This is a genomic window from Limnohabitans sp. (assembly GCF_017848645.1).
Classification (GTDB): Bacteria; Pseudomonadota; Gammaproteobacteria; order Burkholderiales; family Burkholderiaceae_C; genus Limnohabitans_A.
Map to the genome: position 1 here is coordinate 63,585 of NZ_JAFEIF010000049.1, position 26,334 is coordinate 89,918.

The 26,334-nt window shown below is 63.4% G+C and carries 24 protein-coding genes and 1 riboswitch; of the genes, 11 read left to right on the forward strand and 13 right to left on the reverse strand.

Translation table 11 applies throughout. The annotated features are described in order from the left end of the window. Window positions 1-30 precede the first annotated feature (30 nt). Window positions 31-777: an SIMPL domain-containing protein gene (locus QZ190_RS11395; RefSeq protein ID WP_291916361.1), complete on the forward strand. Its 747-nt coding sequence runs from the start codon at window positions 31-33 to the stop codon at window positions 775-777. A gap of 57 nt (window positions 778-834) precedes the next feature. Here the strand turns inward: QZ190_RS11395 and QZ190_RS11400 are convergent, their stop codons facing one another. From QZ190_RS11400 to QZ190_RS11410, 3 genes are all read right to left on the reverse strand, one after another. Further along, window positions 835-1,650, reverse strand: a complete 816-nt coding sequence (locus QZ190_RS11400) for a sulfite exporter TauE/SafE family protein (RefSeq protein ID WP_291916363.1) — start codon at window positions 1,648-1,650, stop codon at window positions 835-837. Between the two features lie 275 nt (window positions 1,651-1,925). Continuing rightward, a complete protein-coding gene (locus QZ190_RS11405; RefSeq protein ID WP_291916365.1) occupies window positions 1,926-2,261 on the reverse strand; it encodes a cell division protein ZapA in 336 nt (111 codons plus the stop codon). Further along, window positions 2,258-2,497 carry a DUF904 domain-containing protein gene (locus QZ190_RS11410; RefSeq protein WP_108363741.1) on the reverse strand — a complete coding sequence of 80 codons (240 nt, stop codon included), beginning with the start codon at window positions 2,495-2,497 and terminating at the stop codon, window positions 2,258-2,260. Before QZ190_RS11410 ends, QZ190_RS11405 begins: the two co-directional genes overlap by 4 nt. An 84-nt stretch (window positions 2,498-2,581) precedes the next feature. Next, window positions 2,582-2,829: riboswitch (cobalamin riboswitch) on the forward strand. 67 nt (window positions 2,830-2,896) lie between these two features. Between QZ190_RS11410 and QZ190_RS11415 the strand changes: the two genes are divergently transcribed. The 6 genes from QZ190_RS11415 to QZ190_RS11440 are packed head-to-tail and all read left to right on the forward strand — an operon-like array spanning window position 2,897 to window position 9,332. Then, window positions 2,897-4,795 carry a TonB-dependent siderophore receptor gene (locus QZ190_RS11415; RefSeq protein ID WP_291916368.1) on the forward strand — a complete coding sequence of 633 codons (1,899 nt, stop codon included), beginning with the start codon at window positions 2,897-2,899 and terminating at the stop codon, window positions 4,793-4,795. 13 nt (window positions 4,796-4,808) lie between these two features. Continuing rightward, the gene (locus QZ190_RS11420; RefSeq protein WP_291916370.1) at window positions 4,809-5,612 is read left to right on the forward strand and encodes an ABC transporter substrate-binding protein; all 804 of its coding nucleotides are present in this window, start codon (window positions 4,809-4,811) and stop codon (window positions 5,610-5,612) included. Continuing rightward, window positions 5,605-6,513 carry an ABC transporter substrate-binding protein gene (locus tag QZ190_RS11425; RefSeq protein WP_291916372.1) on the forward strand — a complete coding sequence of 303 codons (909 nt, stop codon included), beginning with the start codon at window positions 5,605-5,607 and terminating at the stop codon, window positions 6,511-6,513. Before QZ190_RS11420 ends, QZ190_RS11425 begins: the two co-directional genes overlap by 8 nt. Further along, the gene (locus QZ190_RS11430) at window positions 6,510-7,520 is read left to right on the forward strand and encodes an iron ABC transporter permease (protein ID WP_291916374.1); all 1,011 of its coding nucleotides are present in this window, start codon (window positions 6,510-6,512) and stop codon (window positions 7,518-7,520) included. The genes QZ190_RS11425 and QZ190_RS11430 overlap by 4 nt, the downstream gene beginning before the upstream one ends. Then, complete coding sequence (locus tag QZ190_RS11435; protein WP_291916376.1) at window positions 7,517-8,305, forward strand: ABC transporter ATP-binding protein; 789 nt, start codon at window positions 7,517-7,519, stop codon at window positions 8,303-8,305. Before QZ190_RS11430 ends, QZ190_RS11435 begins: the two co-directional genes overlap by 4 nt. Before the next feature lie 43 nt (window positions 8,306-8,348). Further along, complete coding sequence (locus tag QZ190_RS11440) at window positions 8,349-9,332, forward strand: TauD/TfdA family dioxygenase (RefSeq protein WP_291916378.1); 984 nt, start codon at window positions 8,349-8,351, stop codon at window positions 9,330-9,332. Window positions 9,333-9,348: 16 nt separating this feature from the next. On the opposite strand, the gene QZ190_RS11445 is transcribed toward QZ190_RS11440, so the two are convergent. The 7 genes from QZ190_RS11445 to QZ190_RS11475 all read right to left on the reverse strand — a co-directional run bounded on the left by QZ190_RS11445 (window position 9,349) and on the right by QZ190_RS11475 (window position 17,136). After that, window positions 9,349-10,005: a DUF2894 domain-containing protein gene (locus tag QZ190_RS11445; RefSeq protein WP_291916380.1), complete on the reverse strand. Its 657-nt coding sequence runs from the start codon at window positions 10,003-10,005 to the stop codon at window positions 9,349-9,351. Between the two features lie 19 nt (window positions 10,006-10,024). Next, window positions 10,025-10,702 carry an OmpA family protein gene (locus tag QZ190_RS11450; RefSeq protein ID WP_291916382.1) on the reverse strand — a complete coding sequence of 226 codons (678 nt, stop codon included), beginning with the start codon at window positions 10,700-10,702 and terminating at the stop codon, window positions 10,025-10,027. After that, window positions 10,702-13,092: a DUF802 domain-containing protein gene (locus QZ190_RS11455; protein WP_291916384.1), complete on the reverse strand. Its 2,391-nt coding sequence runs from the start codon at window positions 13,090-13,092 to the stop codon at window positions 10,702-10,704. Before QZ190_RS11455 ends, QZ190_RS11450 begins: the two co-directional genes overlap by 1 nt. Beyond that, window positions 13,089-13,955, reverse strand: coding sequence for a DUF3348 family protein (locus QZ190_RS11460; RefSeq protein WP_291916386.1), 867 nt, complete (start codon window positions 13,953-13,955; stop codon window positions 13,089-13,091). Before QZ190_RS11460 ends, QZ190_RS11455 begins: the two co-directional genes overlap by 4 nt. A 207-nt stretch (window positions 13,956-14,162) precedes the next feature. Beyond that, window positions 14,163-15,053: a tRNA glutamyl-Q(34) synthetase GluQRS gene (gene gluQRS / locus QZ190_RS11465; RefSeq protein WP_291916388.1), complete on the reverse strand. Its 891-nt coding sequence runs from the start codon at window positions 15,051-15,053 to the stop codon at window positions 14,163-14,165. A 20-nt stretch (window positions 15,054-15,073) separates the two neighbouring features. Next, entirely contained in the window at window positions 15,074-16,120 is a 1,047-nt protein-coding gene (locus tag QZ190_RS11470; protein WP_291916390.1) for an NAD(P)/FAD-dependent oxidoreductase, read from the reverse strand. Between the two features lie 77 nt (window positions 16,121-16,197). Further along, window positions 16,198-17,136 carry a LysR family transcriptional regulator gene (locus tag QZ190_RS11475; protein WP_291916392.1) on the reverse strand — a complete coding sequence of 313 codons (939 nt, stop codon included), beginning with the start codon at window positions 17,134-17,136 and terminating at the stop codon, window positions 16,198-16,200. 132 nt (window positions 17,137-17,268) lie between these two features. On the opposite strand from QZ190_RS11475, the gene QZ190_RS11480 reads away from it, so the two are divergent. Together QZ190_RS11480 and QZ190_RS11485 are read left to right on the forward strand one after the other, a co-directional pair. After that, entirely contained in the window at window positions 17,269-17,982 is a 714-nt protein-coding gene (locus tag QZ190_RS11480; RefSeq protein ID WP_291916394.1) for a pirin family protein, read from the forward strand. A 92-nt stretch (window positions 17,983-18,074) separates the two neighbouring features. Then, on the forward strand, window positions 18,075-18,608 hold the full coding sequence (locus QZ190_RS11485) for a flavodoxin family protein (protein WP_291916396.1): 534 nt from the start codon (window positions 18,075-18,077) through the stop codon (window positions 18,606-18,608). 18 nt (window positions 18,609-18,626) lie between these two features. On the opposite strand, the gene QZ190_RS11490 is transcribed toward QZ190_RS11485, so the two are convergent. Then, on the reverse strand, window positions 18,627-20,051 hold the full coding sequence (locus tag QZ190_RS11490) for a serine protease (RefSeq protein WP_291916398.1): 1,425 nt from the start codon (window positions 20,049-20,051) through the stop codon (window positions 18,627-18,629). Between the two features lie 135 nt (window positions 20,052-20,186). Here QZ190_RS11490 and QZ190_RS11495 point away from each other — a divergent pair, with 135 nt between their 5' ends. Together QZ190_RS11495 and dnaE are read left to right on the forward strand one after the other, a co-directional pair. Then, window positions 20,187-20,882, forward strand: a complete 696-nt coding sequence (locus tag QZ190_RS11495) for a DUF599 domain-containing protein (protein WP_291916400.1) — start codon at window positions 20,187-20,189, stop codon at window positions 20,880-20,882. Window positions 20,883-20,929: 47 nt separating this feature from the next. Continuing rightward, window positions 20,930-24,457, forward strand: coding sequence for a DNA polymerase III subunit alpha (gene dnaE / locus QZ190_RS11500; RefSeq protein WP_291916402.1), 3,528 nt, complete (start codon window positions 20,930-20,932; stop codon window positions 24,455-24,457). Window positions 24,458-24,553: 96 nt separating this feature from the next. On the opposite strand, the gene QZ190_RS11505 is transcribed toward dnaE, so the two are convergent. Both QZ190_RS11505 and tolA read right to left on the reverse strand, forming a co-directional pair. Next, on the reverse strand, window positions 24,554-25,186 hold the full coding sequence (locus QZ190_RS11505) for a hypothetical protein (protein WP_291916404.1): 633 nt from the start codon (window positions 25,184-25,186) through the stop codon (window positions 24,554-24,556). A 185-nt stretch (window positions 25,187-25,371) separates the two neighbouring features. Then, the coding region (gene tolA / locus QZ190_RS11510; RefSeq protein ID WP_291916406.1) for a cell envelope integrity protein TolA at window positions 25,372-26,334 on the reverse strand (963 nt) is incomplete at its 5' end.

Consider the following 26,334-nt stretch of genomic DNA (forward strand, 5'->3'; position numbering starts at 1 on the left):
GATTTGGCTTGAATGTTTGAAAGGACCCCGATGACCACGAAACCCACACCCGCGTTGGCCTTGGCCTGCCTGTTGGCCATAGGCCTGCCTTGGGGCTCTGCGCTGGCGCAAAATCTTTCCCCGACTTCGCCGCCCGCAGCCCAGGTTGCCCCCCATCAGGTGCTGCATTTGAGTGCTTCGGCGCACACGGAGGTGCCGCAAGACTGGCTGGTCATGACCCTGGCGGTTCAAAAAGAGGGCGTGCAAGCCCCGGCGGTTCAAAAGCAGCTCAATGCTGTGCTGTCCGCCGCTTTGGCGGTGGCCTCGCCCCTGGCCAAGCCGGGCGCCCTGGACGTGAGCACGGGGGAGATGGATGTGTCGCCGCGTTATGGCCGCGAGGGCAAAATCAACGGCTGGACGGGTTCTGCACAGTTGGTCCTGCAAGGCCGTGATGCCGTTCAGATCGCAACGCTCGCCGCACGTTTGCAAGAGCTCACGGTGGCCCAGATCGATTGGCAGCTGAGCCCTGAGCAAAAAATCGCCGCCGAATCCCGCATCCAGGCCGAGGCGGTGTCACGTTTTCAGAGCAAAGCCCAGGCCTTGACGCAGCAGTTCGGCTTTGCGGCTTACACGCTCAGGGAGGTTCGCGTCAACGCGCAGGAGGCCCAGGAGGGCAGCGCCATGCCACGCATGGCCATGGCACAAATGGCCGCAGCCCCAGCACCCACGCCGACGCCAACGCTGGCCGGCAAGTCACGCGTGGTGGTGAACATCTCGGGCAGCATTGTGCTGCGCTGAAGGGGGCGGGGTTGCGTCCCCAATTGGCCCCGATCGTCCGAGGTCGGCCCTCAGAGATCAGGCGGACAGGCCTTTGTAGAGCATGTAAGCGGCCAGCAGATAGAGCACGCTGGCAAACACCCGCTTGAGTTGCTTGACGGGCAGCTTGTGCGCGGTGGCCGCCCCAATGGGGGCCATCAGCACACTGCACACCGCGATCACCACCAAAGCGGGCAACCACAAATAGCCAAAACTGTAGGCCGGGAGGTTTTGCACGTTCTGGCCGCTCACGATGTAGCCGGCCACGTTGGCCAACGCGATGGGAAAGCCCAGGGCCGCGCTGGTGGCCACCGCGTTGTGGATGGCCACATTGCACCAGGCCATGAAGGGCACGCTGATGAAGCCACCGCCTGCACCCACCAGACCCGAGAGCAGGCCGATCAGGCCGCCTGCGCCGAGCAAGCCCTGAAAACCGGGCACCTGGCGCGAGGGCGCAGGTTTTTTGTCCAAAAACATTTGTGTGGCCGAAAAGCCCACAAACAGCGCAAAGAACAAAGCCAGGTAAGTGCCTTTGGCAAAGGCAAAAATGCCCAGGCTGCCGATCAGGCTGCCGATCACGATGCCCGGGGCCAGGCCCTTGACCAAATCCCAACGCACGGCTTTTTTCTTGTGGTGGGCACGCACGCTGGAGACGCTGGTGAAAATGATGGTGGCCATGGAGGTGGCAATCGCCATCTTGACCGCCAGGTCGGGGCTCACGCCACGCGCGCCCAACATGTAGGTCAAGAACGGCACCATGATCATGCCGCCGCCAATGCCCAAAAGGCCCGCCAAAAAGCCCGTGCACAGGCCCAAAACGGCCAATTCGGCCAACAGCAGAGGTTCGATGATCATGGGGGGAATGGGGGAGTAGAAAAGAAGGTGTCTGCAAGTGCCACCGGACCGGCATCCTGAACCGGGGTTCAGGTGGGCGAGGGCAGACTGGCGTTGGGTTCATCTGACGCGAGATGATCACGCTCACCAGCCAATGTACCAAGCCCGGGCTCTAAGAGCATTGGTTCAAGGAAATATAAAGCCCGGCATGCACTGCAGACAGGGCCATTGTAGGGGCTAAACCGCAGTGCGTGCCGTCGCCTGAATAACAGGCCACAGCCACACGGTCCGGCGTTTCACAGCAGTTGGCCGTCTTGCTCGATCACCCGGTCCAGGCGCTGGAGCAATTGCGCCAGCCGCGCTTGCGTATCGGGCGGCACCTCGGCAGCAGCAGAGGTGCTGTCGCTGTCCAGGTGGGTGGCAGCAGGGGCTTCGTTTTGCTCGAAGGCCAGGTTCAGGGCAGCCAGCACCGCAATGCGGTCACGCGCCTTGATCTTGCCCGCATCGCGGATCTTGCACATGGCTTCGTCCACCTTGCGCACCGCACCCAGCAAACGCTCTTCGCCGCCTTCGGGGCAACCCAAAATGTAGCTTTGGCCCATGATCTGGACGTCGATTTGTCGGTTGCTCATGCGGAGGCCTCAGGCGATGCGGGGGCAGCGGTGGTGGCCGATGTGGGCAGCCGCTCAATGAGGGCGTCCACACGGGCTCTGGCGGCGGCCAGGCGCGACTTGAGCTGGTCACGCTCCAGACTCAGCGCTTGCACTTGTTGGGTCAGCAAAGCGTTGGTGCGTTGGAGCTCTTCGTGGCGCAGCAGCAAGTGATCCACACGCTCGGCGATTTGATCGATGGTGTCGGAATAGGCCATGGCAAACAAGAAAAAGGAAGACCACCATTGTAGGGCGTGATGCAACGGGTCTACCGATTTTGTAGGTTTGCCGACAGCTTTGCACCTAGAATGAAAGCTGTTGGTGCTCGCGATGCCGGTTCACGGCGCGCAGTTCAACGGGAAGCAGGAGGGACAAGCCATCTCGGCCCACCTAACCTGCGCTGCCCCCGCAACGGTAAGCAGACGGGTTTTCAGTCAAACGGAAACCCAGCTTTCATCTCAAACCACTGGCCGCCCTGAAACAGGCGGCTGGGAAGGTGATGAAGGTCGCTCTGTCAGCCCGGATACCGGCCAACAAGGTGACCTGTCGCAAGACAGGTTGTAAAGCCCATGCACTGTCGGGGAAGGCGGTGAGGGCGTTTGACTTGTTTGTTTCTCATGAAAAACCGTTCTGTTCGTGCGCGCCGTTTGGCGTTGGCATTTTTCAAACCTGCAGATTTCACTCCGGCGCTTTCGGCATCGGCAATGGCCGTGTTGTCCCTGGTCAGTGGCGCTGCCTTGGCGCAAACCATGGGGGCTGAGGTGGTGGTCACCGCCAGCCGCACCGAGCAAATCCTGACCGATGTGCTGCCCCACACCACGGTGCTTGGGCGCGACGCCATCGAGCAGTCGCAGGTGCTGGATTTGCCCACCTTGCTGTCGCGCGAGGCGGGCTTTCAGTTCACCCAAACGGGTGGCCGGGGCGGGCAGGCCACGGCCTTCTTGCGCGGCGCGGCGTCCTTGCAGGTGCTGGTGTTGGTCGACGGCGTGCCGGTCACCAAACAAGACACCACAGGTGCCGTGAGCCTGGAGCACATCATGCTCGACCAGGTGGACCGGATTGAGATCGTGCGCGGCAACGTCTCGGCCATCCACGGCAGCGGCGCGGTGGGTGGGGTGATCCAGGTGTTCACGCGCCAAGGCCAAGGGCAGCCCACGGTTTACGCCAGCGCCGAGCGCGGCTCGCAGGGCACCCAGCGCTGGAATGCGGGCACGCACGGCGCAGCCGGCCCACTGGCTTATGCGGTGTCTGTGGGGCGCCTGCGCACGGATGGCATCAACGCGGCCAACCTGTCGCAAACGCTCAATGCCAACCCCGATGCAGACGGTTACCGCAACAACAACCATGCGCTGAGCCTGTCCTACCAACTCAGTCCTGAGCACAAGCTGGGTTTGCGCTCGACCCATTTCAAGGGCCTCTTTGACTACGATGTGCCGGGCAGTTTTTCTGCGCCGACGGATGTGCACCAGGGCCGCACCCAGCTCGACAGCCACACGCTGTATTGGTCGGGGCGGCTGGGGCCGCTGTGGTCCAGCCGTTTGAACTACTCCGACGCCCGGGAGCGCAACGACACGGCCACCGTGGGCGGCTACTCGTTCACCACGCTGGCCCAAACCCGCACCCGCATGCTGTCGTGGACGCACCAGTGGGACCTGCCCTCGATGGTGTTGACGGCCGAATTGGACCAACAAACCCAGGGTATCGACATGGCCACCGATGGCGTGTCGGGCCTGTCGCGGGAGCGCAAAGCATATGCACTTTATGGCGGCGTGGTCTACAAGCGTGCGGCGCACAACCTGCAGTTCAACGTGCGGCGCGACGATGTCGACAACCTGTCGGCCAAGGACTCGGTGTATTTGGGTTACGGCTATGACCTCAACGCCCAATGGAAGCTGATTGCCAGCCACGCCACAGCCTTCAACATGCCCCCGCTGGGTTATTTGTTCGACCCCTACAGCGGCAACCCGAACCTGCGGCCAGAAACGGCCAACACACAAGAGGCGGGCGTGCAGTGGGCGCAAGGGCCACACCGCGTGCGCTCGACCTGGTTCTCTACGCTCACCAAAGACCTGCTCCTGTATGACATGGCCAGTTTTCAGTTCAGCAACGTCAGCCGCGTCAAAAACCGGGGCCTGGAAACCAGCTACAGCGGCCGCTTTCACATGACCGATTTGCGCGCCAGTTTGTCGCTGCAAGACCCGGTGAACGAGGCCACAGGCCAGCAACTGGTGCGCCGGGCCAAGACCCTGGCCTCGCTGTCGGTCTCGCAATCGCTGGGCTTGTTGTCGCTGGGCGGCACTGTGCGTTACACCAGCGCCCGCCCCGACATCGAAGGCAAGCCCGGCTTGCCCAGCAACAGCTTGCTGGACCTGACCGCCCGCTACAGCCTGAGCCGCGACTGGACGCTGTATGGCCGGGTGGAAAACGCGACCGACAGCCGCTACCAAACGGCTTATGGCTACAACCAGCTGCCGCGCACCACCACGCTGGGTCTGAGCTGGAAAATGAAACACTGATTGGACCTGGCCCATGCAACACCTCTTGCCCCAACGCATCGTTTGCCTGACCGAGGAAACGACCGAATGGCTTTACCTGCTGGGGCAGGAGGCGCGCATCGTGGGCATCTCGGGCTACACGGTGCGCCCGCGCCGGGCCCGCGAAGAAAAGCCCAAGGTCAGTGCATTCTTGAGCGCCAAGATCGACAAGATTTTGGCGCTGAAGCCCGATTGTGTGTTTGGTTTTTCCGACCTTCAGGCCGACATCGCGTCATTGCTGATCAAGGCCGGCGTGCAGGTCACCGTGTTCAACCAGCGCAGCGTGGATGAGATTTTTTCGGTGCTCTACCAAGTGGCCGCGATGGTGGGGCAGGCCGAGCAGGGTATGGCCCAGTTGTCGCGCATGCGCGCTGAGCTGGACGCCATCACCCAAAAGGCGGCGGGTTTCAAGCGCCGGCCTCGGGTCTATTTTGAGGAGTGGGACGAACCCCACATGAGCACCATCCGCTGGGTGTCTGAGTTGATGGGCATGGCGGGAGGGGACGACATTTTTCCCGAGTTGGCCCTGCAATCCATGGGGCGCGATCGGATCATCGCCAGCGGCCAAACCATCGTCGAGCGCGCGCCTGACATCATCATCGGCTCTTTGTGCGGCAAAAAGTTTCGCCCCGAAAAAGTCGCGGCGCGGCCTGGTTGGCAAGACGTTCCCGCCGTGCGCACCGGGCAGATTTTTGAAATCAAATCGGCCGATATTTTGCAGCCCGGTCCTGCCGCGCTCACCGATGGTGTGGCGCAGATGCACCGCATCTTCAGCCAGTGGGAAGCGCTGCATGGCTGAGGGTTTGAGAGCCTGGGCTCAATCCTTGGCACTGGTGGGGGCCGTGTGGGTGTGCACGCAATCCGCACAAGCCATCACCGTGCTCGACGACCGCCAGCAAAAGGTGCAGATCGCCCAAGCCCCGCAGCGCATCGTGAGCTTGTTGCCATCCCTGACCGAAACCGTCTGTGCCTTGAAGCAGTGCCACAAACTGGTGGGGCTGGACCGTTATTCCAACTGGCCCGAGTCCGTCAAGTCGGTCCCGCGTGTGGGCGGTGGGCTGGACCCGAACATCGAGAGCATCGTTGCGCTCAGGCCCGATCTGGTCTTGGCAGCTGGCTCTACGCGAGGCGCAGACCGCTTGCAGGCGCTGGGCCTGAATGTGCTGCGCCTGGAGCCGCGCAACCACGCCGATGCGCAGCGCGTTTTGCGCACCGTGGCGCAGGCGCTGCATGTGCCCGCCGCTGACAGCGACCGTGTGTGGCAAAGCATTCAGGCGGGCGTGCAGGCGGCGGTGCAATCGCTCAGCCCCGCAGCGCGGCAGCAGCGGGTTTACTTTGAGGTGAGCCCTGCGCCCTATGGCGCAAGCGAGTCGTCCTTCATGGGCGAGACGCTCACGCGCATGGGCGTGGCCAACATCTTGCCTGCATCGATGGGGCCATTTCCCCAGGTCAACCCCGAATGGGTGGTACAGGCCCGGCCCGATGTGATCATGGCGGGCGACAGCAGCCGCGCCAGCATGCTGCAGCGCCCGGGCTGGGGCCGCTTGCGGGCCATGCAAGGCCAGCGCCTGTGCGTGTTCAAGCCGGAAGAATCGGACATGCTGGTGCGGGCTGGCCCGCGCATGGCCGAAGGCGCGCAGCTCATGGCCGACTGCCTGAACCGCGCAGCGGCCCAAGCCGACACGGGCGTGCAGCGGTGAACAACCACATCCACACGCATGCACCCCGCTGGGCGCTGCTGCTCTTGGCGGTGGGCCTGGCCGTGGTGGTGCTGGGCACGGCCGCTGGCAGTCAAGGCTGGCAGGCCTGGTGGTCGGCAGGGGCCGATGCGGTGTCGCGCCAGATCGTGTGGGACATCCGGTTGCCGCGCAGCTTGGGCGCGTGGCTGGGCGGGGCCTTGCTGGGCTTGGCCGGGGCCGTGGCGCAAGGCCTGTTTCGCAATCCGCTGGCCGATCCGTATTTGCTGGGCAGTGCCTCGGGCGCATCGCTGGGGGTGGGCGTTTATCTGAGTTTCTTTGGAGGCAGCGCTTGGGCCATGACCGCTTGGCTGGGTCTGGGCCTGACGGGCGCAGCCTTTGTGGGCGCGGTGCTGGCGGTGGTGCTCACGCTGCTGCTGGCGCGTGGTGTGCAACAAACCCTGCGCCTGTTGTTGGCAGGTGTGGTGGTGGGCGTGGTGCTGGGTGCAGTCACCTCTTTGATTTCGCTGCTGCAGCCCCAAGTCTTGCAGGCGATGCAGGGCTTCATGCTGGGCTCGACCGCGTTTGTCAGCGGGACCGCCTGCGCCACCATGGCGGCGGTGCTGGCCTTGTGCCTCGCCCTGTCTTGGGTTTTTGCCCGTGTGCTGGACGCTTTGAGTTTGGGAGAAGCCACCGCGCAAAGCCTGGGCGTGCCGCTGCCACTGGCGCGCATGGTGCTGGTGGGGGTGGTTTCTTTGGCCACAGGGGCGGCAGTGGCGCACATGGGGCTTGTGGCTTTTGTTGGCCTGGCTGCGCCGCATTTGGTGCGCTCGCTGGTGCGCTGCACACACGCCTGGCGCTTGCTTTTGTCGGCCCTGATGGGTGGGGCCTTGCTGGTGCTGGCCGATGTGGTGGCCCGAGTGTTGTTGGCACCACAAGAGCTGCCCGTGGGCGTGCTCACGGCGGTGCTGGGCGGGGGCTATTTGCTGTGGCGCGTGTACCGCGATGCTGACACGGGGGCGCGTTCATGAGCGCCGCGCTGCAAACCCGGCAACTGTGCGCCGAGTTGGGTGGACGCCCGGTCCTTCAAAACATTGACCTGCAGATCGCGGCGGGCCGCTGGACCTGCGTGGTCGGGCCCAACGGGGCGGGCAAATCGAGTTTGCTCAAGGCGCTGGCGGGTTTGTTGCCGCACAGCGGGCAAGTGCTGTGGCAGGGCCAGCCGCTGGCTTCGCTCAGCCGCCAGCAAAGGGCTTTGCAACTGTCCTGGCTGGGGCAGGGCGAAGCCAGTACGCTGGACCTGCGCGTGTGGGACGTGGCCATGCTCGGCCGCTTGCCGCACCAAAGCTGGCTGGGCGCGCCTTCAGCGCAAGACGCGCAGATGGTGGAAGCCGCCCTTAGGGCCACACAGGCCTGGGATTGGCGCGAACGCATGCTGGGCGAGTTGTCGGGCGGCGAGCGCCAACGCGTGCTGCTGGCCCGCGCCATGGCGGGCAATGCGCCGACCATGCTGATGGACGAGCCCCTGGCCAACCTGGACCCGCCGCACCAAGTGGACTGGCTGGAGCAGGTGCATTGCCTCTTGGCGCAAGGCACCACCGTGCTCAGCGTGCTGCACGAAATCGGCATGGCCCTGCACGCCGACGACATCGTCGTGATGCACGAAGGCCGTGTGGTGCACCACGGTGCAGGCCGCGATGCCGACACGCACGCAGCGATCGAGGCGGTGTTTGAGCAGCGCATCCGCATTCATGCGCTCGACGGGCAGTGGGTGGTCTTGCCGCGTCTTGGCGGGGCGAGCTGCCGCATCGATTAAGCTGCGATTTTTGCAGCGGTCAACACATCACAGGGGAATTGCCATGGGCCTCATCATGAAACAAGCCATCACAGGCCCCGCCGCCTGGAAGGGGGTGGACCTGGTGGGCGACAGCGCGTGGTTGCACCACCTCAGCGCGCCCGTGTTGGCCACGCTGGACGCGGCCTTGGCCCATGTCCAAGCCAAAGGGCTGACCTTTCCGAACTTTGGCCAAGAAGACTTTCCGATCGGTGACTGGGCGCAGCAACTCAAGGCCTACAGCGATGAACTGGAAAACGGCCGGGGCTTTTTGGTCTTGCGCGGATTGCCTGTCGAGCGCTACAGCGAAGAGCAGATCCAGATTCTGTATTACGGCATTGGCCTGCACATGGGCGTGCCTGTTCGGCAAAACCCCAAAGGCGACTTGCTGGGCCTGGTGATGAACGTGGGCGATGTGACGAAGAAAACCACACGCGTTTACGAGACCAATCTGTACCTGCCCTACCACTCGGACCCATCCGACGTCGTGGGCCTGTTGTGCATCCGCAAGGCCAAGCAAGGCGGCTTGAGTTCGCTGGTGAGCGTGGCGGCGATTTACAACGAGATTTTGGAAAAGCACCCCGAGTACCTGGGCCTGTATTACCGCACTTGGTATTTTTCGCACCTGTGCGAAGACCAGCCCAGCCTGTCGCCCATCTTCAGCCACCACCAAGGCAAACTCAGCTGCCGCTACCTGCGCCAGTACATCGAGTTGGGCCACGAAATCCGAAACCTGCCGCTGTCCAAGGTCGAAATCGAAGCGCTCGATTTGTTCGACGAGATCATGCACCGTGAAGATTTCCGTTTAAGCATGATGCTCGAGCCCGGTGATTTGCAGTTTGCCAACAACTACGCCGTGCTCCATTCGCGCAATGAATTCGAAGACCACGGCGTGCACGAGCTCAACCGCAAGATGCTGCGCCTGTGGGTCAAGATGCCCAATGCGAGGACACTGGCGCCCGAGTTTCCGGGGCGCAATGGCTTTCCTGCGCCTGCGGCTTTGGCCTGAGCGGTTCAGGCGCCAGTCAGCGCTCTGACTTGCTCGCGGGCGCGGCCTTTTTGGGTGTGGCTTTGACCGTTTGTGGCGCGTCCAAAAACAAAAGCGTGTCCACATAACCCATGAAGCGGTTGAGGTAATCAGGCGAGAGGTCGCGCATCAGGCCCAGCGATCGCAGCACCAGCATGTGGGAGTTGATGGGCCCGGCGTTTTGTGGGGCTTGGGCGATGGCTTGGGTGACCTGCTTTTGCACGCTGATCTTGCCCAGCTGCTGGCGAAATGCCACGATGTGCGGCTTGTCCATGCGGCCTTGGCCGCTGGGGTTCAAGGGGCGCTCGGGCGTGGGTGCGGCCATGTCCTGCAGCAAGGTGAACAAGGGCGATGCTGCGCTGCGGGAGGGCAGGGTGTTCGGGTTCTGAGGCACTGCAAGCCGGGCCTGCAGTTGCGTCACAGCAGTGCTCAGCTTGGCCTGCAGCAGCGCTTGGGCCGGGCCTGGTTGGCTGCGGGTGCGTTCGGCCAGCACCTGGATGTAGTGCCAGCCCACGGGGTCGCGTTGGGCCGCCTCTGCGGCCCATTCGGCCTCATCTGCCCAACCAGCCCCATCAGCCTCTTTGCCTTGCGACAGTTTCAAGGCATCTGTGGGCGGGGACAGCGTTTCGGGCAGGCTGGGTCGGGCTTCGGACATGGGGAGGGTCATGAAAAACTCACCGTGCCTGGTTTGTGCCTGTCGCCGATGGGGCCGATGGGGCCGTTGGGGCCGCATTGCTGGCCTTGGGCACCGGGGCCATTTCCACGCGGCGGTTTTGTGCGCGGGCTTGTTCGTTGGTGTTGGGCACCAAGGCTTGTTCCTGACCAAAGGCGGCAGCGAACAGCATGGATGCGGGCATGCCTTCTTCGATCAAGGTGCGCGTGACGGTGAGGGCACGCTGGGCCGAGAGCTCCCAGTTGTCCGCGAATTCGCGGTTGCGGCTGGTGACCGCCCGGTCGTCGGTGAAGCCGCTGACCATGAGCATGTCGTCACGCGTTTGAAGGTAGCTGCGCAGCGGCAGCACCAGGCTTTTGAGCAGTTGGCGGCCTTCGGGTTCGAGCTGGTCGGAGTTGAGCTTGAACAGCAGTTTGCCGCTGATGCCGATGCGGCCGTTGTTCAGGGTGATGCGGCCGCTGGCCAGTGGAATGGCCAAGGCGTTTTCGAGCGAGAGGCGTTTTTGCTCTTCGATCTGGCGCTTTTGCACCTCCACCTCCAGCTGCGAGGCCATGTCCAGTTGCGCGGCCATCACGCCCACCAGCAGCAGCACAAACGCGCCCAGCAGGCCGGTCATCAGGTCGGCAAACGAGATCCAGGTGGCCGATGTGGCGTCGACGTCGGCGTCGTGCTCCAGCATCAGACGGCTCCTTCAGTGACCAGGTCGGTGCGCCGTTGCAGGGCGTCGAGCACGTCTTTTTGGCTGCCGATGCTCAGGTCAATGATTTCGCGCGCTTGGGCCACGTAATAGGCCAGTTGTTCGTCGCTGCGCGTCATCGATTTGCCCAGCGCCTGTTCGATGCGCTGCAGTTGGGCCATGAGTTGCTCGTTGGTCTGGCTGAAGGCATGCACGGCAAAGCCCAGGCTCTCGCCCAGGCTGGCCACGTCCACCGCGCTGGCGGTGACTTGCGCGGCGATGCCGCCCAGTTTGTCGGTCTCTTGCGCGACGTGTTGCTGGAACTGCGCGCTGGTTTGCGCCAGCGAGGCCTGGCTGCTGACCAGCAAGGCGTCGATCACGCCGCGTTGCTCGGTTGAGGCGTGGTTGATCGCGTCCAGCAAGGTGCTGAGCGTGCCCAAAATGCGGGTGCGCTCTTCGAGCAAGGCGTTGTCGCGCGCCACGCTGACCGAGATTTCCTGGCGCAACTGGCCAATGACTTCGGCCGCGGCTTTGGGCGCTTCCGAGGCGGTTTCGATCAGGCGGGTGATGGGCGCTTCCAGGGCGGTGCCCAGGGTGCTGAGGTGGGCCGTCACGGTGCTTTGCAGCTCGGCCAGGCGGGCCACGGCGGCTTGGCCGCGCGCGTCTTCGGCTTGGCGCAGGGCCGACAGTTCCTCGCGCAGCAGGGCCGAGAGCTCTTCGGCGCGCTGGCTGTGCTGGGCTGTCCACTGCGTTTCGGCGGCGATGCGCGTTTGCACCAGCGCTTCGCTGCTGGCCAGCAAGCGGGTGATCTCGGCCAGGGTTTGCGTGGCCTGGGTTTGGCTGTGGGTGCTGATGTCTTGCGCGGTGCGGGCCAGGGTGTCGCAAATGGTTTGTTGCTGGGCCAGCGTTTGTGTGCTGGCGCTTTGCCACTGTTGTCCCAGGTTGACGGCGGTGCTTTCCAGCGATGCCTTCCAGGCATCCAGGCGTGCCTGATCGGCGGCAGCCCGTTCATCGTGCAAGCGTGTGATGTCTGCCAAGGTCTGTTGGCTGTGGGTTTGGGCGTGCGCTTGAATGGCCTGGGCGGTGTGGCCCAAGCTGTCGCAAATGGCTTGGTGTTGGGCCAGGGCCTGCGTGCCCGTGGTTTGCCACTGCTGCTGCAACCCATCGGCCATGCTGTGCAGCGCGGCTTGCCAGCTGGCCAGGCGCTGCTGGTCGGCAGTGCTTTGCAGGGCGTGTTGTTCGGTTTGGGCCTGGCCCACTTGCGCGACCAAGGCCTGGGCGCTGCGCTCGAAGTTCTGGCCGAAGGCCTCCAGGGTCTGGCCCACGCGCTCGCTCATGCGGGCGCTGCTTTGCTCGTGCAGGCTCAGTGTCTGGGCGCTGGTGTGGGCCAGCGTGGCGGCGGTGGCGGTGAGCTGCGTGTGCACCTCGGCCAGTTGCTGCTGGGTGTTGTGCAGCAGGCGCTCGTTCAGGGTTTGGGCCTGTTCGGCCAGCTGCGCCATGGTGGCTTGCACCACGGGGCGAATGCCGTCGCTGGCCAGTTGCAGGCTTTGGCCGAGGCTGGTGCGCAGTGACTGGTCCACCGATTGCGCCAGACCCGTGTAGGCGCTGTGCACCTCTTGCTGCACCATGTGCTGAAAGCTGTGCTGGCTGGCCAGCAGTTGGGTGTGGGTTTGCTCGGTGCTGCTGGCCATCTGGGCCATCAGGGCCTGCAGTTGCTGTAGCACTTGCGGCAGGGCCTGGGCTTGCTGCGCCAGCGCCAGGTAACTTTGCTGGCGCTGGTGCGCGAGCGAAAAACGCTGCAGCTGGGTGTGGGCCAGGGTGTCGAGTTGCTGCGAGGCCAAGGCGCGTTCACGCCGGGCCAGGCTGCTCATCAGGCCCAGCATGGCCGAGGTGGCCACGCCCGCCACCGAGGTGCCAAAGGCCAGGCCCAGGCCTTTGATGGGCTCGGAAAACGCGGCCCGCACGCCCGCAATGGAGTTGGAGCCTTCGAGCGCGAACACCGCGCCGTTGAGCGTGACCACCATGCCCAAAAAAGTGCCCAGCATGCCCAGCATGACCAGCAGGCCCACCAGGTAAGGGGTGAACACCGGGCCGGGCAAGGCCACGCGCTCGCCTTGCACCCGCTGGCGCACTGGGTTTTGCAAGGCCGCAGGCAGGGTGTTGAGCCAGTCGCTCAGTTGGGCCAGGTCGGTGGGGACTTGGGCCAAACCTTGCTGGAGTTGGACGGTGGTGGCGCGGTATTGGCGCAGCTCCCAAGCACCAAAGCCATAAACAGCGCCGATGAGCGCGGTCATGACCAGCACCAGAAAGTGGCTGCTGGCCACGGCCGCCGCTACCCAAATCAGGGCCAATGCGCCCAGGCCAAATGCGATCGAAAAAGAAAAGCGTTTCATTGTTCTTGTGTGGCGAGAGAGGTGAGGGCTTCGAGCAGACCGAGGGCGGGCTGCAGCCGTGTGTCGAGTTCGGCCAGCAAGGCCTGACGAATGGTTTGGCGCAGGTTTTGGTGCAGTGGCATCAGCCAGCTGCTGGGGTCCGCCTTGGGGGATTCGTTGCTGGCTGAGGCCATGGCGTCAATCTCGTCAGCGGCATCCGCCATGGCATCGGCAGTTTCGGTGGTCAGGGCCGCGTGCCGGGCTTGGACCTGCATGTGCGCCTTGATGGTTTGCACAAAGCGCTTTTCCAGCAACTTGGACGTTTTGGCCAGCAAAGCCGCTTCGCGCTCGGCAAGGATGTTTTCAAAAGCCGTGTCGATGGCGGCCAGTTGCTGCCCAGCACTGGCGCGTTTGCTCAGCTGCAGGCGCAACTGGGCGCGCAAGCCGCGCACTGTGCTTTCCATTTGCCGCTGGTGGGCGGCCACAAAGCGGCGGTAGGGCTCGAAGGCGGTCTTGATCTCCACCGGCTCGTCCACAACCGGGGCGGGCAGGTCGATGCGCGCCAGGCCCGAGCCCGCGGGTGCGCCTTGGGTGATGGACTCGACCAGCTGGGCGCGCGCTTTGTCCACATGTTTGGCCAGCGCCTCGGGGGCGATCAGGGCCATGCGCTGGACATGGGCCGGCAAGTTAGCGGTTTGTGCATCGCTGGTTGTCTCGGGGTTCAGCACGCCGTGCAGCGCAATGGCCTGCCGAAAATCCAGCCAGTCGCCCAGTTTTTGCCCCACGTCCTCTGCCGGACGGGCAGGGGCGAGCAGGGCGTTTTCCGTCAGAAAACGCACCAAGCTGGCGCTGTAAAGGCTGGCACGCGGCAGGGCTCGCGTCATGGGTGTGTGAGGGTGTTGAATCGGACAAGCAGAGCCGAAGGCTCTTGTGGCAACGGGCGCCAAGCGCTCACGTCATGAACTGCCCCAATGGCAGAGTTGAGATTTTACCTGTTGAGGTTCTGGCGAATTCTTCGGTTTTGAATTCCAAAGAAGTCATCTGCCACACTTTTTCAGAGGCCTGTACCGATGCCTCGGCTCTCCAAGGGTTCAGTGGGTGTGGGAGATGAACAGGCGGGTCCAGGAGGCCTGGGCCTGGGTGAGAAAGTTGTGCGGCGCAGGCTGGGCGGGCAAGCCCAGCACTTGGGCAGCTTGACCCAGTGCTGCCAAGGGGTCAGACAGGTCCAGCGCCAGCGCCCCGTTTTGTTTGCTGAGTTTTTCGCCATTCGCGCCCATCACCAGGGGGGTGTGCAGGTACTGGGGGGTGGGCAGCCCCAAGGCGCGCTGCAGCAGGATTTGCCGCGCCGTGTTGTCGGCCAGGTCCTGACCGCGCACCACATGGCTCACGCCTTGTGCGGCGTCGTCCACCACCACCGCCAGCTGGTAGGCCCACAGGCCATCGGCGCGGCGCAGCACAAAGTCGCCGACTTCTTGGGCCACGTTTTGTCGCTGCGGACCCAAGCGGCGGTCGGACCACTGCGTGAGCGCGGGCAGGCCCAAGGCCTGTTGCACGGCCTGCACATTCAGCCGCCAGGCGCGGGCAGGTTTGCCGTTCAGCCCCTCTCGGCAGGTGCCGGGGTACACGGCGGCGCTGTGCCGGGCCACGGCTTGGGCCGATTCAATCTCTTTGCGCGAGCAGCCGCAGGGGTAGGCCCAGCCTTGGTTCACCAGGCTTTGCAGGGCGGCTGCATAAGCGTCGCCGCGCTGGCTTTGCCACAGCACGGGGCCGTCGGGCACCAAGCCACAGGCTGCCAGTTGCTGCAAGATGACCTGGTCGGCCCCGGGCACGCAGCGGGGGGTGTCCACGTCTTCGATGCGCACGAGCCAGCGGCCGCCGTGGGCGCGGGCATCGAGCCAGCTGGCCAGCGCCGCCACCAGCGAGCCGGCATGCAAAAGGCCGGTTGGCGAGGGCGCGAACCGGCCGGTGTAAACCTCAGCCATGTGGGGGTAGCTTCAGCCCATCAGCGCTTTTTGAGCACCGCCAAAGCCAGTTCCAGGCCCGAGACAAACGCGTCTTCGACCCGGTGCCCCAGGCACCAGTCGCCACACAGGCCGATGCCTTGTGCTTTGGACCACAAGAAGCTTTGGCCCAAAGGCTGCGCGGTTTTGGCGTAGAGCCAGCGGTGCACCTCGGCGTGGTCCGGGGTGACGCGGATGCCGGTGATTTCGGCAAAGGCTTTCATGAGTTTGCCTTTGACGCGATCGGGGGTGTCGTTGACGTGTTCGGCCGACCACGGGGCGCTGGCCTGCACGGTCCAGCGCTCGATGCGCTCGCGCCCGGGCTTGGACGATTCACGCGCCATCCAGGCGATGCGGTGGTGCGTGCTGCGCGCCGCGTTCCATTGCGGGCCAATGGTGATCACGCCCGGCTGCACGGCTTGTGGGTAAGCCAGCATCAGCGTCCAGCAGGGGTCCACACGCACATTTTTCAGGGGCTCGGCCAGGATACTTTGTCCCGACGCCTCCAGCAAAGCCTGCGCTTGGGTGGGCGGGATGGCCAGGATCACTTGGTCAAAACCGGCATAAATGTGCTGGCCGCCGTCATCGCTTTCGGTGTGCAGCTGCCAGCCGTTTTTCTTCAGGGGATCGGGCGAGATGTGCGTCACGCGGGTTTGCAGTTGCACATTGCCGTCTTCCACCAAGGGGGCGGCCCAGGCTTTGACCAGGCCGTTCATGCCGGGCGTGGCCACCCAGTGGCGCTCGCCGCCGGGCAGGCCCGCCTCGATCACGCGGCCATTGGGGTCGAGCACGCGCACGGCGTTGGCGCTCCAGGGTTTGCACACGCCGGGGGCGGTGGCAATGGCCAGCTCAAAGCGCGGGTCGCGCACGGTGAAGTACTGCGCCCCGTGGTCAAAGCTGCCAAAGGCGCTGGCGCGGGTGGACATGCGTCCGCCCAAGCCCCGGCTTTTGTCGAACAAGGTGACGTTGTGGCCGGCTTGGCGCAAGGTGCGGGCGCAGGTGACGCCGGCCATGCCGACACCGATGATGGCGATGTGTGGTGTGTTCATGGGGTCACTTTAGCTGAGAAAAGGGCCTTGAAACCACCCGGGTGGGTTATCCCCGATGTCGGTGGCGGTGGTCGTTTTCACACACGGTGCACGGGCCGCAACAGCGCTTCGCGGGTGGCAGCTCGTTCCAGTTGCTCCAACCACCAGCGCAAGGCTTGTCCGGCGGGCGTTTGCGGGGTGTCGCGCCAAGCGGTGTGGCAGGTGTTGGTGCGCGGCGCATGCACCTGCTTGGCCACCAGTTGGCCGCTGTCGATGTAAGGCCGGGCCAGCGATTCGGGCAAAAAACCGCCGCCCAGTCCGCGCAGTTGGGCTTCGAGTTTGCTGGGCATGTCGGGCACGGTGAACACGTCTTGCCCGCCTTGCAGCCCAATGGTCAGGCCTGCGCCCCGGCTGACCGAGTCGGCCACGGCCACGGCGCGGTGCTGCTGCAGGGCGGCGTCTCCCAGCGGCTCGGTGGCTTGGGCCAAGGGGTGGTGCGGCGCCACCGCATAAACAAAAGCCACCTCCCCCAGTGACGCGTGCCGGATGTCGGTTTTCAGGCCCGGCTCCAGCACCACGCCCAGCGCCAAGTCGGCCTGGCCCGAAGTGAGCGCGGCCAGCGTGCCCGACAGGGTTTCATAGCGCAGCCGCAGTCGGGTGGGCGCCCCCAACGCCAAAAAGTTGGCGCACAGGTCCATGACCACGCCGCGCGAGACGATGCTGTCGACGGCCACGGTAAACACCGCCTCCCAGCCTGTGGCCACGCGGCGCACGCGGTTGGCCACGGCGTCCATGTCGTCGAGCAAACGGCTGGCTTCGCGCAGCAACTCGCGGCCAGCGGCCGTGGGCACGGCCTGGCGGGCACTGCGGTCAAACAGCAGCACATCGAGCGCGTCTTCGATTTGGCGCACCCGGTAGGTCAGGGCGCTGGGCACCAGGTTCAGGGCGCGTGCAGCTGCGGCAAAGCTGCCTTGCTGGCCAATGGTTTGCAGCATCAGCAGGGCTTCGGGGGTGAGCCAGTCGCGTGGAGTTTGCATGGTGATGGCTTGATTTTTGAAATTATTTGAATGATGCCAGCAAACAGCTGCAATGGTTCAAGGGCGGTTGATCGTTAAAGTTAGAGCCTTGTAGGCAGCGAGAGCTGCAGCCCATTGACCAGGAGAAAACCCATGCTCACCCTGCGCAAATCTGCCGAACGCGGCTATGCCGACCACGGCTGGCTCAAGTCGTTTCACAGCTTTTCTTTTGCCAACTACTTCGACCCGGCCCATGTGGGATTTGGCAACCTGCGCGTCATCAACGAAGACCGCATTGCGCCCGGCACCGGCTTTGGCACACACGGCCACCGCGACATGGAAATCATCAGCTACGTGCTGTCGGGCAATCTGGCCCACCAGGACAGCATGGGCAACGTCAAGGGCATTCCGCCGGGCGACGTGCAGCGCATGAGCGCGGGCTCTGGCGTGCGCCACAGCGAGTTCAATCATGCCCAGGGGGAACAAACCCACTTTTTGCAAATCTGGATCGAACCGAACGTGACGGGCATTGACCCCGGCTACGAGCAAAAAACCGTGCCGGGCAACGCCAAACGTGGGCAATTGGCTTTGGTGGCCGCACCCCCTGCAGACCCGCAAGCGGCCGAGCACACGGTGCAGATCCATGCCGATGCCCGCATGTACGCGGGTTTGTTGGACGGTGCAGAAGTCGCCCATTTGCCCTTGAGCCCCGAGCGCAAGGCCTATGTGTTTTTGGTGCGCGGCAGTTTGCAGGTCAATGGCCAGCAACTCAACGCGGGTGACGCGGCCATGTTGCAGTCTGAACCGTCTTTGGCTTTGGCCAATGGCCAGGACGCCGAAGTCCTGGTGTTCGACCTCGCTCCTTGAGCTTGCATCTTTGATTCCCCCGAATGCGGGAATCCATCCCCCATCTCACTTCACTCAACCCTTTTTTTCAACCCCTCCAAGGAGTTTTTCTCATGGCTAAAACTGTTGTTGTTTTCCATTCCGGCTACGGCCACACCCAGCGCGTGGCCCAGTTTGTGGCCCAAGGCGCGAACGCCCAAAGCATCGCCATCGACGCCGACGGCAACATCTCAGACGCCGACTGGGCGGCCCTGGACGCGGCCGATGCCATCATCTTTGGCTCGCCCACTTACATGGGCATGGCTTCGTGGCAGTTCAAGAAGTTTGCCGACGCCTCTTCCAAGCGCTGGTTCACCAGTGCCTGGAAGGACAAGGTCGCGGGCGGCTTCACCATCTCGGCCAGCCCCAGCGGTGACAAGCTGTCGACCATTCAGTACTTCATCACCTTGGCCATGCAGCAAGGCATGGTCTGGGTCGGTCAGCCGGCCTTGAACGATGGCAGCATCAACCGCATCGGCTCCAACTCCGGTGTGATGGCGCAAGTGGGCCCGACCAGCCCTGCCGAAGACATTCCCCAAGGCGATCTGGATACCGCCAAAGCCTACGGCGAGCGCGTGGCTGCGGTGGCGGCCAAGCTGCGTGGCTGATCGCGCCTTTCCAACCCTTTAAGGGATGGCCTGCGACCAGACGCGGCCTGTATTGCCTGCCCGGTCACTGACTTTGACGCACAGGTGAGTCGGCGCGTCCAGCACCAAGGGCACCCGGAAATAGGGCGTGAAGGCCGAGTCGGGCAAGGCCCTGCAACCGGCCTCGGTGGCCGAGGTTGCGGTGTCGTAGCCCGAGACTTCGGGGGGCTTGAACGACAAGCTCACCCGGCGGGCTGGGCCATCCAGTGGGGCCACTTCCACGATGGGCGCAGCGGTAGGGGCGCTGTTGTCCACCTCGATCGGGTGCACCGTCAGGCGCTGGCCTTCGCGCACGCAGGCCAGGTGCACGCCTTCTTGTGTGGGCAAAAATGGCAATTGAGTTGCCTGGTAAGCCTGGTAGCCCGTGTCCGTGTTGCAACGGTCTACGCCCGCCGTGATTAACTTCACTTGCGTGGCGGCGCTGCTGGGGCCCTCCAGTTGCCAGCGACTGATGCTGCTGGGGTGTTGCATGGGGCTGAACAGGCCTTGTGGCAGCAACGCCGGGCCGGATGCCAAGGGCAGGGGGCACACCCCGGCTTGCGGTGCCCATTGGCCTTGCACAAAGCAGGAGGCCAAGCCGTCAATGGGCACAGCGTAGCTGGTTTGAGCCCGGGGCCGGGTGCCTTGGGCGCTGATCTCGCAGGGCGATCCCAGGTAACAGTTGCGGGTCTCGGACATGCCCACGGTGGTGGTGTTGATCACGCCCACGGCTTTGCGGCTGACGGGGTCAAAAACGGGTGAGCCGGACATGCCCGGGAAAATTTGGGTGCAGTCGTTCGATTGCAGTTGCGACCAGACCCAGACAAACTCGCTCACGTCCACGCGCGGGCCTTGTTGGCAGGCCACTTGGCGCAAAAATTCGCTGCTGGGCGCACCGATCACCTGAATCGGGCTGCCGCTGGCCAGCGGGCTGCTGTGGATCTGGATGGGCTCAATGCCCTGCGCCCGCAGTTGGCCCACGGTGGCGTTGAGCCTCAACACCGCCAGGTCGGTCTGGTTCATGCTGCTGTAGGTGATTTCCGAAACTTGAACGGTTTTTTGGGCCGCTTGGGTGCTGGCGGTGTAGAAAAACACCAAGCGGTCTGAGGGGGCGGCGCGGTCGCGCCACACGGCATAAGGGGTGTCTGGATCCGAAAAGTTTTGCGCGCAGTGCCCGTTGGTCAGTGCGTAGGCCGGGGCGGCGTCGTTGCGCAGGTCCAGCACAAAAGCGGTGCAGTCAGACTGGCCATGGTAGCGGGCCACCCCGGTTTGGTCGGTGAGGGTGATGGGCTTGCCGGTGGTTTGGCCACCCGTTTGACCGCCCGTTTGGCCACCAGTTTGACCACCGCTTTGATCAGGGGAGCCCGAGCCACCGCCGCAGGCATTGAGGAGGGCCAGCAAGGCCAAGGAAACGATGATTTTCATGGTGTGTGATCTTTTGAAGTACATCATCGTAGCGTCAAATGAGACCTTTAAAACTCAAAAATGACCGAGGAAGGTGCTCAACAGGGCGTTGTGTGGGCATGGTGCTCTGCGCTGTCCCTTGATACGATCGGGCACATGAAAATCATCACCATGCTGCCTTGGCTCGATTGGCTGGCGCTCTTTTGTTTTTTTGGCATGTGGGTGGGTTACGCCTGGCTGGCCAAGGTGCGTGGCCTGAGGGACCAAAGCCTGATTGCCACCACCAACCGTTACCGCCAGATGTGGATGATGCAGGCCACAGGCCGTGACCCCCGCATGCTGGACGGCCTGATCACCCAGAACTTGTCGCAAACCCCGGCGTTTTTCTCGTCCACCAGCATCATCATCATCGGTGGTCTGTTTGCGCTCTTGGGCACCACCGACAAGGCGGCGGAGCTGGTGGGTGAAATCCCGTTTGCCGAACCCACGCCCCTGCTGGTGTTCGAGTTCAAGATCCTGGTGCTGGTGGGCATTTTTGTGTATGCCTTCTTCCGTTTTTCATGGTCCATGCGGCAGTACACCTTTGTGGCACTGGTCATTGGGGCCATGCCCCCGCCAGAAGACTTTGCCGCTCAGCGGTTTGACCGACAGCAGTTTGCCGTGCGGGCTGGCAACCTGGTGAGTGCGGCGGCCGAGACCTTCAACGACGGCCTGCGGGCTTACTATTTTTCGTTCGCCGCCATGGCCTGGTTTTTTTCGCCCATAGCGCTGGTGCTGGCCACGGCTTTGGTGGTGCTGATTCTGTACGGGCGCGAATTTCGCTCCGAGGTCTTGCAGGTCCTGCGTGACTGAAGCCCAGCCAAGGACCCGCTGCAGGCGAACTCCTACAATGGCAGGCTATGTTTGTCCACCTGCGCCTTCACACTGAATTTTCCGTCGTTGACTCCACCTGCCGCATCGACGATGTGGTCAAGCTGGCGGCCAAGGACGCCCAGCCTGCGCTGGCCATCACCGACCTGAACAACCTGTTTGGCACCGTCAAGTTCTACAAGGAAGGGCGGGGCAAGGGGGTCAAACCCATCATCGGCGCAGAGATCAACTTAGAGGGTCTGGGTGGCGACGCCGGGGCCACCAGCCGGGTGGTGATGTTGGTGCAAAACCACCCTGGTTACCTGAACCTGTGCGAGCTGCTGGCCCGTGCCTGGACCCAAAACATCGTCAAAGGCGTGGCGGTGGTCAAGCTGGCCTGGCTCAAGGAATTGTCCGACGGTTTGATTTTGCTCTCAGGCGCGCAAGCCGGTCCGGTGGGCCAGGCCATCGTGCAGGGCGACACCGACAAGGCCGCGGACGTGGCGCTGCAACTGGGCTCGGTCTTTCCACACCGTTTTTACCTGGAGCTGCAGCGCGCTGGTCGGCCCGAAGACGAGCCGCAAGTGGCCGGTGCAGTGGCGCTGGCTGCCCGTTTGGGTTTGCCTGTGGTGGCCACGCACCCGGTGCAGTTCCATGCGGCTGAAGATTACGAGGCGCACGAAGCACGGGTCTGTATTTCCGAAGGCGAAATTCTGGCCAACCCACGCCGGGTGCGGCGCTTCACGCGCGAGCAGTATTTCAAGTCGGCGGCGCAAATGTGTGCCTTGTTTGCCGATGTGCCCAGCGCCATTGCCAACACCCTGGAAATTGCCAAACGCTGCAACTTGAGCCTGGTGTTGGGTAAGCCACAGCTGCCGAACTTTCCGATTCCGCCCGTCAACGGTGTGGTCATGTCGGTCGACGACTATTTCCGCCATGTCTCGTTTGAAGGCCTGGAAGAGCGCCTGCAGCACCTCTACCCCGACCCCGCCAAACGCGAGGCCGAGCGCGCGCGCTATGTGGAGCGGCTGGAGTTTGAGCTGGGCACCATTTTGAAAATGGGTTTCCCGGGTTACTTCCTGATCGTGGGTGACTTCATCCAGTGGGCCAAGGCCAACGGCTGCCCTGTCGGCCCGGGCCGGGGCTCGGGTGCGGGCTCGCTCGTGGCCTATGCGCTCAAGATCACCGACTTGGACCCGCTGCAATACAGCCTGCTGTTCGAGCGCTTTTTGAACCCTGAGCGGGTGTCCATGCCCGACTTCGACATCGACTTTTGCCAGGGCAACCGGGACCGGGTGATCGATTATGTGAAGGACAAATACGGGCGCGATGCGGTCAGTCAGATCGCCACCTTCGGCACCATGGCCGCGCGTGCGGCGATCCGCGACGTGGGCCGCGTGCTCGACATGAGCTACACCTTTTGCGACGGCATCAGCAAGCTGATTCCCAACAAGCCGGGCATGTCGGTCACGCTGCAGTACCCGCCCGCCACGCCCAAAGAGGGCGACAAGAACAACTACGCGATTGCCATGGAGCCCATCTTGGCCGAGCGCATCGAGCGCGAAGAGGATGTCAAGACACTGATCGAGCTGGCGCAAAAGCTCGAAGGCATGACGCGCAACGTGGGCATGCACGCCGGAGGCGTTTTGATCGCTCCGGGCAAGCTGACCGACTTTTGCCCGCTGTATCAGCAGCCCGGCAGCGAATCTGCGGTGAGCCAGTACGACAAGGACGACGTGGAAGCGGCGGGTCTGGTCAAGTTCGACTTCTTGGGCCTGGCCACGCTCACCATTTTGGAGATCGCCCGCGAATTCATCATGAAGCGCCACAAGGGCCAGGAAAACTTCGCCTTTGAAAACATCCCGCTGGACGATGCGCCGACTTACAAATTGTTTTCGGACGGCAAGACCGAGGCCGTGTTCCAGTTTGAAAGCCGCGGCATGCAGGGCATGCTGCGCGACGCCCGGCCGAGCCGCCTGGAAGACCTGATCGCCCTGAACGCGCTGTACCGCCCGGGCCCCATGGACCTGATTCCCAGCTTTGTGGCCCGCAAGCACGGTCGCGAAGAGGTGGAGTACCCGCACCCGGCGGTGGCGCAGATGCTGAGTGAGACCTACGGCATCATGGTCTACCAAGAGCAGGTGATGCAGACCGCGCAGATTCTGGGCGGTTACTCGCTCGGCGGCGCCGACTTGCTGCGCCGCGCCATGGGCAAGAAAAAGGCCGAGGAGATGGCCGAGCACCGCGAGAAGTTCCGCGCGGGGGCTTTGGCCACGCACGGCATTGCGCAGGACAAGGCCGATGAAGTTTTTGACTTGATGGAAAAGTTCGCGGGTTACGGCTTCAACAAGTCGCACGCCGCCGCTTACTCCTTGCTGGCTTACCACACGGGCTGGCTCAAGGTGCACTACACCGCCGAGTTCTTCTGCGCCAACATGACGGTGGAAATGGACGACACCGACAAACTCAAGGTGCTGCACGAAGACGCCCTGAAGTTCGGCATCCGCTTTGACCCGCCGGACGTGAACCGGGGCACGCACCGCTTTGAGCCGGTGACCGACAAGATCATCCGCTACGGTCTGGGGGCCATCAAAGGCACGGGTCAGCAGGCGATCGAGGCGATTGTGGCGGCTCGCACCGAAGGTGGTCCGTTTACCAGTTTGTTTGACTTTGCGGTGCGCGTGGACCGCACCCGCATCAACAAACGCACGGTGGACGCGCTCATCAAAGCGGGCGCTTTTGACTCGCTGCACATGAACCGTGCGGCCCTGTCGGCCAGCATCGACAAAGCCTTTGAGTTTGCTGCGGCCACCGTGGCCAACGCCAACCAGGGCGGCTTGTTTGACATGCTGGGCGACGACTCGCATGGCTCCAGCACGCAAGAGCCCGAGCTGGTCGAGGTCATGCCTTGGGGCATCAAGGAGCGCCTGCTGCTGGAAAAAACCGCGGTGGGCTTTTTCTTGTCCGGCCATTTGTTCGACGCGGTGGAGCGTGAGGTGCGTCAGTTTGCCCGGCGCAAGATCGACGACCTGATCGACAGCCGCGAACCGCAGTTGATGGCCGGTATCGTGAGCGATCTGCGCATCATCAACGGCCAGCGCGGCAAGGTGGCCATCTTCAAACTCGACGACAAGTCGGGCGTGATGGAGGCCACGGCCGACGAAGCCTTGATCAACTCGGCCAAACATTTGCTCAAAGACGACGAACTGATCGTTGTCACGGCCAAGATGCAGGCCGACCGGTTTTCGGGTGGCTTTAGGCTCAAGATCGAGCAGATCATGGACCTGGGTGCAGCGCGTTGCCGCTACGGCAAATACCTGCGCGTGGCGGTGAATGGCCGTGCGCCCGACATCGCCCGCATCGTCAAGGAGTTCCCGGCGCAGCGCGAGCAAACCGAGCAGGGCGACCTGGTGCGCGGCTTGCCCGTGCGTTTGGTGCTGGAGCGGCGCAATGAAGCCTTGGGTGCCCGCGCCGAGCTGGCGCTGGGCGAAGCCGCCAAATTCTTCCCCACCGACGCGGCTCTGGCCAGCTGGATGGCGCAGGCTGATCAGGGCCAGGCGCAGATCGTGTACGACTGAGCTGGCAGCTCAGCCTTCGGCCCCCCGGTCTGCTGCCCTGCCCATGGCGGGTATGGGGAGCCGTTGCGTGGTGCAAAAGTCTTGGGGCCAGGGGGCTCAACGCGCCCCAGAGGGTCTGCCCTGCGCGCTGCTGGCTGCGCTGCCTTGACCGATGGTCGTGTTGGTGGAGTCGGTGACTGTGCTGCTGGCGGCCGAGTTGGCGTTGTTGTTGGCGGCTGAGTTGGCACTGCTGAGGTTGTTCGTGGTTTGGTTCAGGGTGGTGTTGCCCGAAATGGTGCCGTAGTTCGCGCTGCCCGAGATCACGCCATTGTTGACCATGGGTTGAACCACCGGGGCTCGGGCAACGGGGTTGGTCAGGGTGACACTGCCGCTTTGCCCTTCCTTGCCCACCGATTCGTAAAGACGGCCCATCAACTCAGGGTTGCCAGAGATGTTGGCTTCAATGGCGCCTTCCAAAATGGATGAGATGTCATGGGTCAGCGAGCTGCCCAACCAATTGGGGCTGTTGGCTTGCAAAGAGGACAGTTGGGCCTTGGTGCAGCTGGCGGTGTTTTGCTGTAGCCACTTTTCAGCCCGCTCAGCCCTGAGCTGTGGGTTGTGGGTTTTCAGGGCCAGAGACTTGAAATGGGCCACAAAACACCCGCCGACTTGACTGCCTTGAGCCAAAGTTTGGCTGGCAAACAGAACAAGCCCGGCAGCAGCGAATCCGATACCCGCAATTTTCAACATGGTGTTTGTCCCGGAACGCTTTGGATCGGGCCCGTCAGCAGGCCCGCGAATGAAATGACTTGTTTGTATCGGCAGATGTAGCCCAAGCTTGAGTCAAGCAACCCATCATAGTAGACAAGCGCATTCACGCCAGAATGCCCTCAAAGTGGGGGGTGGTGGTCGAGGGCGGACTCACCCTGTCTGGGTCAATCGAGCGGGCGGAACCCCAGCACGATCAAAGGCGGCACCCGGCCATCGGTGTCCTTGGGCAGGATTTCGGTTTTGTCGATGGCCCGCAGCACGGCGTCGTCCCAGGCCTTGTTGCCGCTGGACTGCACGATGCGGCGGCTGGTGATGGTGCCGTCGGGGGCCACACGCACTTCCACTTCGGCGCGCGGGTTGCCAACCACCTCACCCGGATAGGTGATGTTGGGTTTGATGCGGCCGACCAAGCGGCCGGCATAACTGGCCGAGGGCCCCGAGGATTTGAGCGCTGTGCCCGTGGCATTCGGGCCACCCGATGCGCCGGCCATGCCCTGCATGCGTTGCAGATTTTCCTGGCGCATGGCGTCCGCGCGGGCTTCATCTTCCTTGTCTTGCTTGGCTTTTTGGGCTTGCTCCTGCTGGCGTTTTTTCTCGTCGGCCTTGGTTTTTTCAGCGGCTTTTTTCTTGTCCAGTTCTTTCTTTTCCTGGGCCGCTTTTTCCTGCGCAGCCTTGTCCCTCGCGGCCTTGTCCTTAGCGGCTTTTTCTTTCTCGGCCTTTTCCTTCTCGGCTTTTTCTTCGGCTTCTTTTTTCTTCTTCTCCAGGGCCTTGCGTTGGCGCTCGGCCGCTTCTTTCTTTTTCTGGTCTTCCAGTTTTTTCTTTTCGAGCGCAATTTGCGCGTCACGCAAACTGTTGTCAGGCTCCGGTTCGGGGGCGGGCCGGGGTGGCTTGCTGGGCTTGGGAGGCTCGCGCTGAGGCACTGGCTCGGGCGGCGGAGGCTCTTGCAGTCTGGGCGCCGCCGCTTGGGGCACGGCCGACCACAGCTCGGCTTCGGCCTGCAGAGTTTGGGGCTGGGTTTTCCAGGCGGTGGCCAGACCCAAGGCCAGGAACAAGGCCAGATGCGCTGCACCGGCAACCCCCCAGGCGCGGCCCATGCCCGGCGGGGCCGGGGGCGCGAACTCCCGGGG

Bases quoted from the DNA above. Each gene is read 5' to 3' on its own strand.
- QZ190_RS11425 (WP_291916372.1), top strand. From the start codon at position 5,605: ATGGCTGAGGGTTTGAGAGCCTGGGCTCAATCCTTGGCACTGGTGGGG.
- QZ190_RS11410 (WP_108363741.1), bottom strand. From the start codon at position 2,497: ATGGCCTATTCCGACACCATCGATCAAATCGCCGAGCGTGTGGATCAC.
- dnaE (WP_291916402.1), top strand. From the start codon at position 20,930: ATGTTTGTCCACCTGCGCCTTCACACTGAATTTTCCGTCGTTGACTCC.
- QZ190_RS11395 (WP_291916361.1), top strand. From the start codon at position 31: ATGACCACGAAACCCACACCCGCGTTGGCCTTGGCCTGCCTGTTGGCC.
- QZ190_RS11485 (WP_291916396.1), top strand. From the start codon at position 18,075: ATGGCTAAAACTGTTGTTGTTTTCCATTCCGGCTACGGCCACACCCAG.
- QZ190_RS11470 (WP_291916390.1), bottom strand. From the start codon at position 16,120: ATGAACACACCACACATCGCCATCATCGGTGTCGGCATGGCCGGCGTC.
- QZ190_RS11445 (WP_291916380.1), bottom strand. From the start codon at position 10,005: ATGTCCGAAGCCCGACCCAGCCTGCCCGAAACGCTGTCCCCGCCCACA.
- QZ190_RS11455 (WP_291916384.1), bottom strand. From the start codon at position 13,092: ATGAAACGCTTTTCTTTTTCGATCGCATTTGGCCTGGGCGCATTGGCC.
- QZ190_RS11435 (WP_291916376.1), top strand. From the start codon at position 7,517: ATGAGCGCCGCGCTGCAAACCCGGCAACTGTGCGCCGAGTTGGGTGGA.
- QZ190_RS11460 (WP_291916386.1), bottom strand. From the start codon at position 13,955: ATGACGCGAGCCCTGCCGCGTGCCAGCCTTTACAGCGCCAGCTTGGTG.
- gluQRS (WP_291916388.1), bottom strand. From the start codon at position 15,053: ATGGCTGAGGTTTACACCGGCCGGTTCGCGCCCTCGCCAACCGGCCTT.
- QZ190_RS11475 (WP_291916392.1), bottom strand. From the start codon at position 17,136: ATGCAAACTCCACGCGACTGGCTCACCCCCGAAGCCCTGCTGATGCTG.
- QZ190_RS11450 (WP_291916382.1), bottom strand. From the start codon at position 10,702: ATGCTGGAGCACGACGCCGACGTCGACGCCACATCGGCCACCTGGATC.
- QZ190_RS11490 (WP_291916398.1), bottom strand. From the start codon at position 20,051: ATGAAAATCATCGTTTCCTTGGCCTTGCTGGCCCTCCTCAATGCCTGC.
- QZ190_RS11440 (WP_291916378.1), top strand. From the start codon at position 8,349: ATGGGCCTCATCATGAAACAAGCCATCACAGGCCCCGCCGCCTGGAAG.
- QZ190_RS11400 (WP_291916363.1), bottom strand. From the start codon at position 1,650: ATGATCATCGAACCTCTGCTGTTGGCCGAATTGGCCGTTTTGGGCCTG.
- QZ190_RS11495 (WP_291916400.1), top strand. From the start codon at position 20,187: ATGAAAATCATCACCATGCTGCCTTGGCTCGATTGGCTGGCGCTCTTT.
- QZ190_RS11405 (WP_291916365.1), bottom strand. From the start codon at position 2,261: ATGAGCAACCGACAAATCGACGTCCAGATCATGGGCCAAAGCTACATT.
- QZ190_RS11480 (WP_291916394.1), top strand. From the start codon at position 17,269: ATGCTCACCCTGCGCAAATCTGCCGAACGCGGCTATGCCGACCACGGC.
- QZ190_RS11420 (WP_291916370.1), top strand. From the start codon at position 4,809: ATGCAACACCTCTTGCCCCAACGCATCGTTTGCCTGACCGAGGAAACG.
- QZ190_RS11415 (WP_291916368.1), top strand. From the start codon at position 2,897: ATGAAAAACCGTTCTGTTCGTGCGCGCCGTTTGGCGTTGGCATTTTTC.
- QZ190_RS11505 (WP_291916404.1), bottom strand. From the start codon at position 25,186: ATGTTGAAAATTGCGGGTATCGGATTCGCTGCTGCCGGGCTTGTTCTG.